A 14621-nucleotide genomic window follows, 5' to 3' on the forward strand; every position below is an offset into this window, starting at 1 on the left:
GACGCTGGCGATAAAATGAAGGCTAAAACCAAGCCCCGCAAAGGCGACATGACCAACAGCGCTGATGCAGCTACCAGCGACGGCATGAATAACAGCAGCGGCACCACCAGCGGGGGCATGAGCACCAGCGGCATGAACGACGCCACCATGGGCACTTCCACCAGCGGTGGTGTAATGGTGGGCGGCGCCATGATGACTCCTAACAAAGACATCGTAGATAACGCCGCCGGCAGTGCCGACCATACCACCCTAGTTAGCGCCGTGAAAGCTGCTGGCTTGGTAGAGACACTGAAAGGCGCTGGCCCCTTCACCGTATTCGCGCCTTCCAACTCGGCATTTGACAAGCTCCCTGCTGGCACCGTGAATTCCCTGGTGACCCCCGAAATGAAGCCGACTCTCACCAAAGTGCTGACCTACCACGTAGTACCCGGCCGCCTCACGGCTGCCAACCTTACCTCGGGCCAGGTGCTCACCACGGTGCAGGGCGAGCAGCTGACCGTGGTGAAAAACGGCAACGACGTTATGATTCGGGATGCCAAGGGTGGCACGGCTCGCGTGACTATTGCCGACGTAGTTTCCAGCAACGGCGTAACCCACGTAGTGGATACCGTGCTTATGCCCGCTAAGTAAGCGGCAAAGTATTGATAGAAAGACCAAAAGCCCCGTTGCAAGTGACTTTTGCTAAAGCCATCTAGCTACCCATTTCGTGAATCTTATACCCACAAAAAAGACCCGCCAGCATCCTGGCGGGTCTTTTTTGTGGGTATTGAGCTTGGTGCCTGAGGCAGTTCTAAGCTATTCTAGCAACAACCGGCGGCCGACCGTACTGCCATCGGCCAGCGTGAGCTGCACCGTGTAAACGCCGGCAGGCAGCGCCGACAGCGCGAGCGTGGCCCGGCCGGCCTGCGCGGCGGGCTGCTCCCACACGCGGCGCCCCACGGCATCGAGCACGGTGGCGCGGGCAAAGGCGGGCCCGGCAATATTGACGGTGCCCCGCGTTGGGTTTGGGTATAGGCTATAGGCCTCGGCCTTGCGGCTTGCGGCGTTACTCGTGACAACGGTGTTGCTCATCACGGGCCGCATCATGAGGGCGCCGCGGCGGATGGGGTCGGCTGGAAAGAAGTTTACTGTGCTCCAATTGCCGGTGTTATCGCGCCGTACCAGGTAGCCCTCCGGGAACGTATTGTTCAGGTCGAGGCCGTAGTGCAGGTCGCGGCCTTGCGAAGGCTGAGAATAGCCCACGAAAAACGTCCCGGTCACGGGCACAGCTTGGTCAAACGTGATTTCAAAGTACGGAGAGCCCGCGGGCAGGGGATTGGGGATGGTGGCCGTTCTGGTAGCAAGCGGAGTGGCGGCGGGCAGGCCCCCGTTATTGCCCCAAACCGTGATGGTGACCGAACGGCTGCCCGCATCCGAGGCCGTGAACACTGGGTACATGCGCAATGCCCGCACGAAGTCGGGCTGGTTCAGGTCGATTCGATAGGCAAAGGCCGAAGCTTGGCCCGTAGAGTAAGGCACCAGCTGGGTAATGTTTTCTGCAGTGCCGTCGTCGTAGGCGTAGTAGTTGTTGAGCTCCACGTCGCGGAAAATGGTGTCGTTGGCCAGCGTGCGTGGGTTAGCTTCCTGGGTGTTGAGGGCGAGGGTGTAGCGCAGCGTTTTGGGAGCGGGCGTGATGGGCACGGCTACGCGGCTGGCTGCCCCGGTCACGCTGTCCTGCCGCGGGTTCACCGGCAACGGGCGGCTGATTTGCAGCCAGGTTCCCAGCGCTGCGCCCGAGGGAAGTTCGCGCACAGTGCCCGTCACATCAATGGGAATGGGCAGCAGGCCGGCGTTGAGGTTGCTGAGGTTCACTCCCAGGCGGGTATTCAACTCACTGGCGAGCGGCGAGGCGGCATTGAATTGCCACACGGGCATGGCTGTATAGCGGCGCAAGGGGCTGCGCAACCCGCCCGATGGAATGCCGCCGCGCAAACCCGCGCTGGTTGCGATGTCGACGAAGGTGGTGTCGACCAGCCCGCGGGTTCGGCCGCGGTCGAGCACCACGTAGTCCACGCTCCACGCGTCGCTGTTATCCGAACGGTTGCCGCTGGCCACGAACTGAAACTGAAAGTTGCTGTGCAGGAATCTGGCTTGGTTCAAGTCGACTACTTGCTGGCGAAAAGCCGTGCGCTGGCCCGTACTGCGATAAAACCACACCAGTTCCCAAGTGCCCGTCACCGTCTTTGCGAATAGCTCCAAGCGCACCCGGTTGTTGTTGATGTCGCTGTTGGGCGCGCCCACAATGCTGCCGGCCTGCCAGGCAAAGCTGAGGTACACCTGGTCGTTCACACTCAGGCCGCCCAAGTCAATGGGTTGAGAAGTCAGCGAGTCGATGTTGCCGTAAGAGCCGGTTATTAGCCCGCTGTAGCTCCGGCCGTTGGCCCGAAGGCCGTCGAGCGTGGCCGCGCCCCGGGTGAGGGGGGCCACGGCCAGCCGGTTGCTCACCAGCGCCCCGCCCGAAGGCAGCCAGTTTTGCGCTTTCGGAGCGCCTTCGAGTGGCGTGGTAAAATCATCGAAGAAAGGCAGCGTTACGGCGGCTGTGCCGCGCCGCGCCAGTTGCAAAGCAGCCTTAGTAGGCGCATAAGCGGCCCGGGCTGGGTCGGCGGCGAGGGGCAGGGCCACCTGGGCCGAAGCGGCGCCACCGGCCAACAGCAGGGCAGCCATTAGGTAGCAATACAAGCGGAAGGGTGTCATCATAGAAACAGGCTTTAAGACCTAACGGCGGCAGTGATGAAAAAAGTGCAGAAGCACCGAGCGGTGCTTTGCGCCCCAAGGCCGCAAAAACCATTGCTGGCCGGCATCGGGACACAAAGCACCGCTCGGTGCCCTGGGGATACGAAATTATTTGGCTACCCAGATGTCCACCAGCTGGCCCATCCGAATGGTGGCGTCGGGGCCGGCCACTGGGCGCTGGCGCACCACCGTGCCGGGTACCTGGCCATCTTCAGCGGCTTGCTCAAACACTTCGCCCTTCTGCAAGCCCTGGCCCACGAGTAGCGTGATGGCCTCGTCTTCGGGCATGTTCACGAGGTTGGGTACGGCAAAGGTTTGGTTGCCCTGGCCGTCGCCCACCACCAGGTCTACCTTGGTGCCTTTGGCAATGGGAGCACCGGGGGCTATTTCCTTGCCGTTCACCAGCTGTTTGAGCACGGCATTCTGGGCCAGGTCGGGCACCAGCTGAATCTGTCCTACCACCAAGTCGTAGCTCTTGAGAATGAGCATGGCATTCTTCGCGGAGCCGTCGGTGAGCTTGGGCATTTTAATCACCGGCGGGTTTTTCATGCTCACCTGCAAGTAAATCTTGCGGCCTTCCTTCACCTTCTCGCCCGGCGCAGGGTCCTGCACTAGCACCGTAAACGGCCGGATGTTGGCGCTGTAGCTGGAGTCGTCCACGAAGTAGGCCAGCTTCCGCTCTTCCAGGTAGTTCTCGAGGTCGGCCACGTTCATGCCCGTCACTTTGGGCACCGTAATGGTCTCGCCGTGGTGGGTGCTCATGGGCAGATACACGTAGAAAAAGCCCAGCACCAGCGCCGCCCCCGCCAGTGCAATGAGAACCAGGTGCTTGATAACGTCGAGCGCGCTGTTAGCAGAAAAGAATGACATGCGGAAGGAAACGATTTTGTGATGTTAAGAACAAAAACTCCCCTCCTTATCAAGGAGGGGACATTTTCGCGAAGCGGAAATTGGGGTGGTTGAAGTCGTTGAACGATGCTGGAACTACTTGTAGGCGCCTCGTTCAAGTATCGTTCAACGAATCCAACCACCCCCGTCCGAGCCGTTGGCTCGAACATCCCCTCCTTATCCAAGGAGGAGAGTTGGGACTTGCGTTGAGCGTTCTACCCGCGCCTTGCCAAACTCCAGAATCCGGTCGATAAACTGGTAGGGGGTATAGCCGGCTAGGGCCGTCTGGTGGAAAATGCAGGTGGCTGGCGTCATGCCCGGCAGCGAATTAACTTCAATAATCAACACTTCTACCTCGCCGCCGGTGCGCACCCTCACAAATGCATCGATGCGGGCGTAGCCCTGAATGTCGAGTACCTCCGCCACGCGGCGTAGCACCTCTTTTACCTCGTCGGAAATGCGCTGGCGCTCGGCGGGGTCCACGTCGTAGCGGGCCGGGGTGATGTTTTGGCCCTCACCGGCGAGAAATTTTTCCTCCAGGCTCAGTACCTCACCCGTGGCCAGGGCTTCGCTGGCTTCGAAAACTTCGATGTCGAGCTGCCCTTCTGTGTCGTACGAAGTGAGCAAGCCGCCCGTGATTTCGAGGAAGTGCGCCGCGCCGTCGCGGCTAATCAACGTTTCAACCAAAAAGGCATCCTTACGCGGGAATTCTTCCTTAAAGCCCAGCTGCAAAACCTCGGCTGGGGCTGGCATCAGGTCTTCTTCGGTGCGGAAAATGAGTTGGCTGAAAGCTTCCATCTCCGCCCGGTTCTTGATTTTCTTCACCGCTGAAGAGCAACCGTCGTCGGCGGGCTTGGCAATGAAAGGGTAGGGGAACTGGGTTTCGAGCGAGCGGTAGAAGCTTTCGGCATCGGCCTGCCACTCCAGCTTGTTGGCCATGCGGTGCTCGGCCACGCGCAGGCCGGCTTCGCGCAGGCGCTTGTTGGTCTCGAACTTATTGATGGTGATGCTGCTGCTGGCCACGCCCGAGCCGTTGTAGGGCAGGTGGTATTGTTCCAGCTGCTGCTGCAAAGCCCCATCTTCACCTGGCCGCCCGTGCAAAGCAATAAAGACTTCATCGGCCAGCTGGGCCAGGTCTTCAAACGAAATGCGCCGCGGCAGCGACAGTGCCTGCCCAGCGTAGGTGCTGGTAATCACGCTGGCCTCGCGGCGTATGCGCTCCAGAATGGGGTGCGCGGCCTCGCCGGCTTCGGCGTGCTCAATCTTCTCGCGAATATCGTCGGCGTTGTCCTTCAGCATTACGTTCACGGGCAGCACGTAGAGCCGGTGCTCTTCGGCCGAGCCAGTGAGGAACACCGGCACCGGAGCATACTTCGCCGATGAGCTGAGCTTTTCGTAGATGTTGCGGCCGCTTTCCACCGAAATGTGGCGCTCCGACGAGTAGCCGCCCATAATCACGGCCACGCGGATGCGCTCGGTGGCTTCGTGCTGCCGGCCTGCTACGGCTTCATCGAGCTTGGCCAGCAGCTGGGCCAGCTTCACTGGCCGCAAGCCCGCCCGGCGCCTGGCAGCCAGTGAAGTACGAATGAGGTAGGTCAGAAACTGCGAGGGGTTAAGCCCGATTTCCGCCGCTTGGTGGAAAAAGAACGACGCCGGCAGCATGCCCGAAGTTGTGTTTGGGTCGTTCAGGAACAAGCGGCCATCGTGACCTACAAAGCCGTCCAGCCGCGCGTACACCTGGAAGCCAAACGTGCGGAACATCTCCTCGCAAGCCTCCCGAATCTCCTGGATTTTCGTCTCTGGCAAATCGATGGGCGTGATTTTGCGGGCCAGGCCGGGCAAGTACTTCGAGCGGTAGTCAAACAGCTCGTCGCCCTTCACAATCTCAGTAGGAGGCAGCGCCAGGGGTAGCCCGTTGGGGTCTTCCACCACAATGCAGCTGAACTCGCGGCCTGCCACAAAGCTTTCTACCAGCACCTGCGTCTCGCCGTCCACGTTGGTCAGGCGTATTGCCTCCGCGGTTTCCAGGCGCTCAGTCAGCGCCGAGAGCAGGACTTCGGGATGGTAAATAGTTACTTGTTGCTCGTTATCAGTGATAAGAGCGCTGCCATCACCTGACAATGGATAGCTTTCAATTACCACCGGCAAACCAATGCCTTCGCGGATATCAATAAGTTGCTGCACCCAGGCCAGCTTGTCCTGGTCGCCCAGGCGCTGCCACATTTCGCGCGTCACAATTTTGCGAAACAGGCTGCGCTCAATGGCCGCCTCAAACTTGGGCAGGCTATCCGTTTTCAGGATGCTCACCCCAATGCTGGACCCCTGGCGCGGCGCCTTCAGCACCAACGGCAAGCCCAGCTCGCGCACCAGGTAGCCCAGCGTGGCGGCGTGGTCAGTCGTGTCCCATTCTTCGGCCGTGATAACGCGGAAGGTGGGGGTAGGCCGTCCCAGCGCGTGCAGCAGGTTTTTCTGGGCCACCTTGTCGATGCCGAATGCCGAAGGCAAAATGCCCGAGCCCGAGTAGGGGATACCCAGCCACTCCAGCACGCCCTGAATGGCCCCGTCTTCACCCCCCGGCCCGTGCAGGGCCAGGAAAGCAAAGTCCATGAGTCGCGGCAGTTCCTCCAGAGGCACTCGCCGACCCACTTTCTCAATGGCCTCCTGCTTTTGCTCCTCGCTCAGCTCGCCCAGGCTCTCGATGTAGACCTGCAAGTGATGCAGCGACGGCGCCTGCGCCGAAATCGGCGGGTAGAAGTCCCGAATGGTGCCCTTATAGATGTATTGCCAGTCGAGCAAAATGAACTGCCCGAGGCTATCCACGAAGATGGGCGCTGGCTGAAACAGGGCCTTGTCTAAATTATCGAATACGGTGCGGCCGCCAGCGAATGAAATTTCCCGCTCGCGCGATGTGCCCCCGAAAAAAATGCCGATTTTCATAAGTACTGCAAAGGTAAGGGAGGTAACGGGGGAGTTGAACGAAAACTCCCCTCCTCAGATGAGGAGGGGATGTTCGAGCCGCAGGCTCGGACGGGGGTGGTTGAAGTCGTTGAACGACACCCGAACGATGTCCACCTAGGTCGTTCAGCCATCGTGCAACGACTTCAACCACCCCAGCTGGCGCGTCGCTCCAGCATCCCCTCCTTAGCAAGGAGGGGAGTTATCGTGCTACTTTGCAGCCTCAAACTTCCTCCCAATCCTCCCATGAACACCCTCGATACCTACAATTTCGCTGGAAAGCGGGCCGTGATGCGCGTCGATTTCAACGTGCCGCTCGATAAAGACCTGAACATTACCGACGACACGCGCATTCGCATGGCCACCCGCTCCGTAATGAAAATCCTAAACGATGGCGGCTCGGTAGTATTGCTTTCGCACCTGGGCCGCCCCAAAGGCGGTTACGAAAAGAAATTCTCTCTGGAAAGCTTGGTGGCCCGCCTCACCCAAGAGTATGGCCGCGAAGTGCAGTGGGGCGGCGATGTGCTGGGCGACGACGCCACGCAGAAAGCCGGAGCCCTGCAACCCGGCCAGGTGCTGCTCCTCGACAACGTCCGCTTTTATAAGGAAGAAGAAGGCGGCGACCAGGAGTTTGCCGCCAAGCTGGCCAAGCTGGGCACCGTCTACGTGAACGATGCCTTCGGCACCGCCCACCGGGCCCACGCCTCCACCGCCGTCATGGCCGATTCGTTTGCGCCCCAAGACCGGGTGGGCGGCTACCTACTTCAGTCGGAACTCGACAATGCCAAGAAAGTGCTGGAAGAAGCCGAGCGGCCCTTCACCGCCATCATGGGCGGCGCCAAGATTTCTGATAAGATTCTCATCATCGAGAAGCTGTTGGATAAAGTCGACAACCTGCTCATCGGTGGCGGCATGGCCTATACGTTTGCCGTGGCCCAGGGCGGCAAAGTAGGCAGCTCGCTCCTCGAAGCCGACAAAGTGGACCTGGCCCGTGAACTCATTGAAAAGGCCAAGGAAAAAGGAGTGAACCTGGTGCTGCCCACCGACTCGCTCATCGCCAACAAGTTCGCCAACGACGCCGAAACGAAAGAAGCGTCTAACATGGACATCCCCGAAGGTTGGATGGGCCTCGACCTCGGTCCCGAGAGCCGCGAAGCCTTCACGGCCATCATCCGCGACAGCAAAACCATTCTCTGGAACGGCCCTATGGGCGTGTTCGAGATGAGCAACTTCGCCAAAGGCACCGAACAGGTGGCGCACGCCATTGCCGATGCCACGGCCAAGGGCGCTTATTCGCTCATCGGCGGCGGCGACTCGGCCGCGGCTGTGCAGCAGCTGGGCTTCGGCGAGCAGGTGAGCTACATCAGCACCGGCGGCGGCGCTCTGCTCGAATACATGGAAGGCAAGGAGCTGCCCGGCGTGGTAGCGCTGGGCTAAGCACTGGCTTTGTTATCGCTGACAAAAAGCCCCGGTTATTCGTATCCGGGGCTTTTTTGGGCAAAAGCAGCGTCTTTACGTAAGAGCGAAGCAAGGAAGTTTTCAAGCGAGCAGTTGGGCTTGAAATGTACCTTGCGGCCCCAAACTCCTTTCAGCCTATGCATCTATACAGTGTCCTTTCTTTGCTTATGGTCGTTGCCGCGGCCTTTGCTTATGTCAATTTCAAATTCTTAAAGTTGCCCAGTACCATCGGCCTGATGGTGTTGGGGCTGGCTTCCTCGCTGGTAGTCGTAGTTCTGGGCCAGTTGGGGGTGGGCTGGGTAATGAACGTAGGCGAGTTGGTGCGCAGCGTCGATTTCAGCGCCCTGCTCATGCAGGTAATGCTCAGCTTCCTGCTCTTTGCTGGCGCCCTGCACACCGACATTCAGGCCCTGGGCCAGGAAAAAGGCGCGGTAGCCACGCTCGCAACTGCCGGCACCGTGCTCTCGACGATGCTGGTGGCTGGCGCCATGTACCTGCTGCTGCCGCTGGTGGGTCTGGGATTGCCAATCATCGATTGCTTGCTGTTCGGCGCCTTGATTTCGCCCACCGACCCCATTGCCGTTCTGGGTATTCTTCGCAAAGCCCGCATCCCGCCACAGCTCGAAATTCGAGTGGTAGGTGAGTCGTTGTTCAACGACGGCGTGGGCGTAGTCGTGTTCATCAGCCTGCTGCAGGTGGCCCGTCAGGGCATGGAAAGCATGAGCGGCCCCGAATTACTGGGCTTGTTTGCCCGCGAAGCCGTTGGCGGCATTGCCCTGGGCGCCGTTCTAGGCTATGTAGGCTACCGCCTGCTGAAGTCCATTGACCAATACCAGGTAGAAGTGCTCATCACTCTGGCCCTCGTCATGGGCGGTACTGCCCTAGCCGAAGCCCTGCACACGTCGGGTCCCTTGGCCATGGTGGCCGCCGGGCTGGTGGTCGGCACCCAAGGCCGTCGATTGGGCATGTCCGACGTGACCCGGGAGTACCTCGACAAGTTTTGGGAGCTCATCGACGAAGTCCTGAACGCCCTGCTGTTCGTGCTGATAGGGCTGGAAATGCTGGTGCTGCGATTCGAAAAAACGTATCTGGCCGTTGGAATGGCGGCCGTACTGGTCGTGTTGGCGGCGCGGGCGCTGTCGGTGGCCGTGCCGCTGGCCTTGCTGCCTCCGCGGGTGCGCTACGGTCGCAGCGGCTTGGCCATCCTCACGTGGGGCGGGCTCCGCGGAGGCATTTCAGTGGCGCTGGCTCTGTCATTGCCCACCGCCTTGGCATCGCGCGATTTGCTGGTGGCCGTCACCTACGTGGTGGTGGTTTTCTCCATTCTGGTGCAGGGCCTCACCATTGGCAAACTCGTGGAGCGACTGGGCCTGGCAGGGCAGGGGCCCGCTCAGGCGCATCACTAAATGTCGCCTTGCCAGCCAAGCAAAAGCCCCACCTGCGTGCAGGTGGGGCTTTTGCTTGCGCCTAATTTCGGCTAAGCATTTTCTTCCAGCGCCTTCAGCAATTGGTCGGCAGCGTTTTCAATATCGGTACAGCCTTGTTGCGCAGCACGCTCTTTGACCGCAATCAGCCCATCGCGGTGCACCGACTTGAAGTCACCGTAGGGGTATTTAAAACGGCCTTTGGTGTTTTCGCCCTTGCTGGTATCAATGCCGAGGTGCCAGTTACCGTATTCCTCGATTTCGTGCTCCTCTAAAAAGGCGTTTTCTTCTTCAGTATTAGGGTTGTGCTCGCTCCAATGGCCTTCGTCGTTCTTTATGTTGCCATCGCGAATGAGGCGCTTGGCATAAATAACGGCCTGCGGGTTCAGGGAAATGCTCATTGTCAAAGGGGTTGGTGTGCCAATAGGTACGACGCCAACGGCCCGGGGTTCCCAGAGCGAGGCTTTTCCACACCGCTGTCACGGGCCAACACGTAGCCTACTCGCTTTCCACAGTGGAAGCCAAAAAGACAGCCTTAACAATAAGCACGGCGCTGCATCAGATTATTACTAACAATTCCAAGCGCCCTAAGGCGCACCTCAAGCAAAGCGCTAATTCGCGTCGATACGTGTTACCGTAAACATTCCAGCCGCCGCATTATCAGCCAATTTTGCCACTGCCGGACCGCTCATCCTGTTATACACAATGCTAAAATCTACCGGGTTTAGAAAGGGCGGGGCCAGCATGGCCGTGTTCGGTCCTGTAAATAGTTTGGCAACATCAACTTGCACACGAATCTCCGGCAAGTGATTTGGCCGCACTAACAGCTTTGAAGCACCAAACGGGAGGGCCACCGTGCGGATGGTATTGTTTGCCGCTCCCTTGTGCCCGGCAATGTGAAAAACCAGGCCCGTAGTAGGCGACTGGGGCGAGCGGCCTTCTAGTTTCATGTTGATGAACTCCGGTCCGTTCATGTCCCAGAACATACCGTTGTTGGCGTTGAGCACACCCGTAAAACCGCCTGCCTTAATGCGTGCGCTGTCGACACCCACCGTAAACGAAATGCCAGTATACTCGCCCGCTGGAACCGCCGTGAGCTTGAGCTTTTGCGAAGCAGGAGCCGATTGGTCCACTAAAAAGTAGCTATCGGGCACCAAGTAAGTGGAGTTGTCGGCCTTCAGCAACCTCACATTCGAGATGTAATACTTGAACGTGCTCACGGTAAAATCATCGCCGTTGGCATTCTTGTAGGTAGTCGCATTAAGCACCAACGGGCTGAAAGAGGTGCCATTTGTGGTGCTGGTCGTGCTCACCCCATTATCCATGCTCACCACCAATTCGCCCGCTCCAGACTCAGGGCCCGCTGGGTTCTTTTTGCAGCCGGCAAGGCATAGCAAAAGCACCATGGCAACTTTGAGGAAGTCGGAGTTGGGCGAACGTTTCATCGTAAGAGAGAAAAGATGACTACAGGCCGTGAGCAAATGCGATTACACAATCATAAAGCTGCATTGGGATTAGAATGTTGCCAGAGCAACGGCTCGCAAATCAAGCGCACACAGCTAATTTAAGTACGGCGACTCCAATTCCTGTCCCATGCTCTTAAGCGTATCGGACGTACGTCGGCCCGTTAGGCGGGTGCTCAAGGCCTGCGCTTCGCGGGCACTCAGCACCTCCAACTCGTGTAGCCAAGCCACCCGTCGTAGCTGTGGCTCAATAAAACCCAGCGGGTTTACCTGTCCATACTCAGTGCGCAAATAAGTTTTGGTGCGGCGCTCCAACTCTATCACCAGATTTCGGAACTGCTTGCGCTGCCAAGGGCGGCCAGCCAGAGTCACAGCCAAGTGGGCCGTCTGCAGGCGGAACGTGCACCACTGCTGCTCAAAGCGTATCCAGAAAGCCAAGGCATTGACGCCACACACCAGCCACCAGGAATACATTTGGAAACCAGCCTGGCCGGTAGCCAGCCACTCCCGCCAGGGGCTATAACCCAGCAAACCCAGCAACAACGCTGTAAACACCAGCTGGTTGGTAGGAATATGGCGGTGTTCGCTCGCCTTCACCGGCAAAATTTCTTCGTACGGGACCTCGGTTTCGAGCGTCGCCACCCCCTGCGGGTTCCGCTTGCATATATAGAGGCTTTCCGTGCGCAAAGCAATGTGCGTAGTGCCCAGCAAAAGCTGCTTTTGGGTAAATATCATTCCAGAAAAGGCGGCAAAGGCCGACGCTAGGGCAAGAAACAAAAGGAGGCGCAAGATTCAGCTAGCGCCAAAAAATATAGACGTATGGTCTACGGCCTTGTTGGCAATTACCAACGCAGGCAATAGCACGCACCCCAACTCACTTAAACGGGCTCGGGGTAAAGCACAGCACAAAAATAAGTATCATCACCCAGCCTAGTACTTTGCGGCTGGCGCTTAGCGGCCGCTCGTCGGGTGCCGGTGGATGATAAATTCCGGTAAGGCGTCCCAATAGTAGACCAAAAATCAGCCAGCCCGGATTACCCATAATCGTTGGTGCCGCAACTGTGAAGGCCAATTGGGCGGCCCAAATACTTGCCCCTAACAGCAGTCCCTGGCGGGGTGTGGGTAACACTCGCCAAAAAATTATGCCCAGATACAACGCATAAACCGGCCCACCATACAACCAGTGCTGCCAGTTGCTTTCAAAAGTGAACATGCCCAGCCCAGCATAAAATATAAACCCTATGTAAAGCGCCAGCGCTAGCCGGTTGAAACGGCGGCGGCCCAACAATCCGTAAAGGATGTGTCCACCATCAAGCTGCCCCATCGGCAGCAGGTTCAGTGCGGTGAAGAATAAGCTGAGCGCTCCAGCCAGCAACACGGGGTAATGCAGCAGCTCATTGGCATGTGGCAGCCGGGTGGGGTCAGCTACAGTGGCCTCAAGAAACTGGTACAACAAGGGCTTTACCAGCGTGATGCCCTGTTCGCCGGGTGGGTAAACATAGTGGGCATAGTCGGCCCCGTATTGCGCGTATTCAGGATGAATCTTAAATAGATAATCCTCTAGCGGGGGTAAGTGCGTGAAGCCATAAATCAGCAATGGCACCGCCACCACAAACCCCGCCAAGGGCCCGGCCAGCCCAATATCAAAAAACTCGCGTCGCGAAAATATCCGTTCCTTGATTCGAATAATTGCCCCGAATGTGCCCAGCCCCATGGGGAATGGGATATAATACGGCAACGAAGTACGGACCCTGTTGCGCCGGGCCGTGAAGTAATGCCCGAACTCGTGCACCGTCAACACGCCCAAGAAGGGCAGCGCAAACCACAGCCCCCGCTGTACTTCCTCACTGAAGGCGACGCCTCGCAACTCAAATACATCGAGCGCCAAAAAGCCAAGGTCTCCCCGCGTCAATTGCACGCCCGCAAGGGTCGTGGTAACAAGCGTTACCAGAAACAAAAAAATGTGAACCGAATACGTATAGCCCGCCGATGGTTCCGGCCGCTCAAATCGCCGGAAGAGTTGACGGGCGCGCGCACGCTCACCTCTCATCCAAGCTGAGCCAGGCGTAATGGGCGAGGGCAGGGGAGAGCGCTCAAATTCAGGGTCAGGAATTGACGGAGGGGTATTCTCGGGGAAAGGCACGGATGGCTTCGGGCAGGGCAGATGTAAGGGTAAAGGGCGGGGCCAAGTGCAGCACCCGCAGTCCCAGACGCCGGGCCGTGGCCACGTGTTGCGGACTATCTTCAATGAACAACGTATCCGCAGCCTCCCAGTTCATTTCATTTAGCGCATGGCGGAATATTTCCTCTCCCGGCTTACGCAAACCCACTTCTTGCGAGTAAAATACTCGGTCTAGCACATCGGCTATACCATTCTTGAAATCATACTGCGCAGCCAAGCGCCGATTGATTTCAGCAATGTGCAGGGTATTCGTATTACTCAGCAATGCCGTTTGGTGTCCTTGCTTGCGTAGCTCACCAATGAGAGCCAACCGTTCGGCTGGGACCTCCAGCAACATGGCATGCCACGCAGCGTCAATCTCAGTATCAGTTGCATCCAAATCGTAAGCTGCACGCAATCCTGCCCGAAACTCGGCAGGGGAGAGGTGACCTGTTTCAAAGAGGTCAAAAAGCTCGCTTTGCTGAGCCTGCGAATACGCTATGGTGCTGCCAGCGCGGCTTATTCGCCGCATTGCCGCCGGAGTAGCATCGTAGTCAATGTCTATGATTACTCCGCCAAAGTCAAATAACAAGTGAGGTAGCATGTGCTTGTTTGTTTTTCCAGGCCCTAAGGTCGTACTTTTGTACCCGTTGGAGGGCCGGAAACGGCAAGGGTTGAGGTGAAAGATGACTGCCTCCAGCATCGGGCCTATAGCTCAATCGGTTAGAGCAGCTGACTCATAATCAGCAGGTCACTGGTTCGATTCCAGTTGGGCCCACTACCCCGTTCCTTAGCAAAGGGACGGGGTTTTTTGTTGATACTCTGGCCGGATAAACTGATATGGGAACCTAATTACTCCTTTCGTCCGGATAGGTTATTGAAAATTTGTGGAGCGCTAACCTATCTGTTGCCCATTCCACTTCTTTACCAGATTTCTCAAGTGGGCCAAAACGCAGCGCGCCCCCCGCGGGCCGGTGACGGCAGGCGGGGGGCGCGGGGGTTGTAAAAAAAGGTTGGCGGCGACCGACTCTCCCACCGGTGAAGGCAGTACCATAGGCGCACCGGGGCTTAACGGCTCTGTTCGGAATGGGAAGAGGTGAACACCCGGGCTAAAGCCACCATTGCTGGCGGGTTGGTTCGTGTTCAAAGGTGAACCAACTCAATAACGTTGACATAAGGGGACAAAAACGAAGCGCTGGTTGCGCGTTTGACGAAATCTATACACCGTAGTGTAGCTGCGAAGCCCTCGGCCACTTAGTACGGCTCAGCTATTGCATTTCTGCTTGTTCACCTGCCGCCTATCCACGTCGTCATCTCCGACGGGCCTTCAATTGGGAAATCTCATCTCCAGGTGAGTTTCGCACTTAGATGCTTTCAGCGCTTATCTCGTCCCAGCGTAGCTACCCGGCGCTGCACCTGGCGGTACAACCGGCGCACCAGCGGCTGGTCCATCCCGGTCCTCTCGTACTAAGGACAGGTCCTGTCAAATTTCCAACGCCC

At 58.2% G+C, this 14621-nt stretch carries 11 protein-coding genes, 1 tRNA gene and 2 rRNA genes; 4 read left to right on the top strand and 10 right to left on the bottom strand.

Features of this window, described 5'->3' with window-relative positions; translation table 11 throughout:
* Positions 1-117 precede the first annotated feature (117 nt).
* Positions 118-630 carry a fasciclin domain-containing protein gene (locus tag BMZ66_RS26095; protein WP_234795104.1) on the top strand — a complete coding sequence of 171 codons (513 nt, stop codon included), beginning with the start codon at positions 118-120 and terminating at the stop codon, positions 628-630.
* A 165-nt stretch (positions 631-795) separates the two neighbouring features.
* Here BMZ66_RS26095 and BMZ66_RS14370 read toward each other — a convergent pair whose 3' ends face one another.
* From BMZ66_RS14370 to BMZ66_RS14380, 3 genes are all read right to left on the bottom strand, one after another.
* The gene (locus tag BMZ66_RS14370) at positions 796-2736 is read right to left on the bottom strand and encodes a T9SS type A sorting domain-containing protein (RefSeq protein WP_092674672.1); all 1941 of its coding nucleotides are present in this window, start codon (positions 2734-2736) and stop codon (positions 796-798) included.
* A 144-nt stretch (positions 2737-2880) separates the two neighbouring features.
* A complete protein-coding gene (locus tag BMZ66_RS14375) occupies positions 2881-3642 on the bottom strand; it encodes a PASTA domain-containing protein (protein WP_092674675.1) in 762 nt (253 codons plus the stop codon).
* A gap of 195 nt (positions 3643-3837) precedes the next feature.
* Positions 3838-6597 carry a D-alanine--D-alanine ligase family protein gene (locus tag BMZ66_RS14380; RefSeq protein ID WP_092674678.1) on the bottom strand — a complete coding sequence of 920 codons (2760 nt, stop codon included), beginning with the start codon at positions 6595-6597 and terminating at the stop codon, positions 3838-3840.
* A 264-nt stretch (positions 6598-6861) separates the two neighbouring features.
* Here BMZ66_RS14380 and BMZ66_RS14385 point away from each other — a divergent pair, with 264 nt between their 5' ends.
* Both BMZ66_RS14385 and BMZ66_RS14390 read left to right on the top strand, forming a co-directional pair.
* The gene (locus BMZ66_RS14385; RefSeq protein ID WP_092674681.1) at positions 6862-8052 is read left to right on the top strand and encodes a phosphoglycerate kinase; all 1191 of its coding nucleotides are present in this window, start codon (positions 6862-6864) and stop codon (positions 8050-8052) included.
* A 188-nt stretch (positions 8053-8240) separates the two neighbouring features.
* Positions 8241-9479 carry a cation:proton antiporter gene (locus BMZ66_RS14390; protein WP_369407597.1) on the top strand — a complete coding sequence of 413 codons (1239 nt, stop codon included), beginning with the start codon at positions 8241-8243 and terminating at the stop codon, positions 9477-9479.
* A gap of 71 nt (positions 9480-9550) precedes the next feature.
* Here the strand turns inward: BMZ66_RS14390 and BMZ66_RS14395 are convergent, their stop codons facing one another.
* From BMZ66_RS14395 to BMZ66_RS14415, 5 genes are all read right to left on the bottom strand, one after another.
* The gene (locus tag BMZ66_RS14395) at positions 9551-9898 is read right to left on the bottom strand and encodes a hypothetical protein (protein ID WP_092674684.1); all 348 of its coding nucleotides are present in this window, start codon (positions 9896-9898) and stop codon (positions 9551-9553) included.
* A 210-nt stretch (positions 9899-10108) separates the two neighbouring features.
* The gene (locus BMZ66_RS14400) at positions 10109-10942 is read right to left on the bottom strand and encodes an MbnP family protein (RefSeq protein WP_092674687.1); all 834 of its coding nucleotides are present in this window, start codon (positions 10940-10942) and stop codon (positions 10109-10111) included.
* 114 nt (positions 10943-11056) lie between these two features.
* Positions 11057-11695, bottom strand: a complete 639-nt coding sequence (locus BMZ66_RS14405) for a hypothetical protein (protein ID WP_092674690.1) — start codon at positions 11693-11695, stop codon at positions 11057-11059.
* A gap of 139 nt (positions 11696-11834) precedes the next feature.
* Positions 11835-12917 carry a site-2 protease family protein gene (locus tag BMZ66_RS14410; RefSeq protein WP_234795095.1) on the bottom strand — a complete coding sequence of 361 codons (1083 nt, stop codon included), beginning with the start codon at positions 12915-12917 and terminating at the stop codon, positions 11835-11837.
* Positions 12918-13065: 148 nt separating this feature from the next.
* The gene (locus BMZ66_RS14415) at positions 13066-13725 is read right to left on the bottom strand and encodes an HAD family hydrolase (protein ID WP_177204729.1); all 660 of its coding nucleotides are present in this window, start codon (positions 13723-13725) and stop codon (positions 13066-13068) included.
* 100 nt (positions 13726-13825) lie between these two features.
* On the opposite strand from BMZ66_RS14415, the gene BMZ66_RS14420 reads away from it, so the two are divergent.
* Positions 13826-13899: transfer RNA gene (locus BMZ66_RS14420), tRNA-Ile, on the top strand.
* A gap of 233 nt (positions 13900-14132) precedes the next feature.
* Here BMZ66_RS14420 and rrf read toward each other — a convergent pair.
* Both rrf and BMZ66_RS14430 read right to left on the bottom strand, forming a co-directional pair.
* Positions 14133-14244: ribosomal RNA gene (gene rrf, locus BMZ66_RS14425) — 5S ribosomal RNA — on the bottom strand.
* Between the two features lie 111 nt (positions 14245-14355).
* Positions 14356-14621 (bottom strand): 23S ribosomal RNA (locus BMZ66_RS14430); the annotation flags it as partial.

The sequence above is a fragment of the Hymenobacter arizonensis genome (assembly GCF_900115775.1).
In the GTDB taxonomy this organism is placed as follows: Bacteria; Bacteroidota; Bacteroidia; order Cytophagales; family Hymenobacteraceae; genus Hymenobacter; species Hymenobacter arizonensis.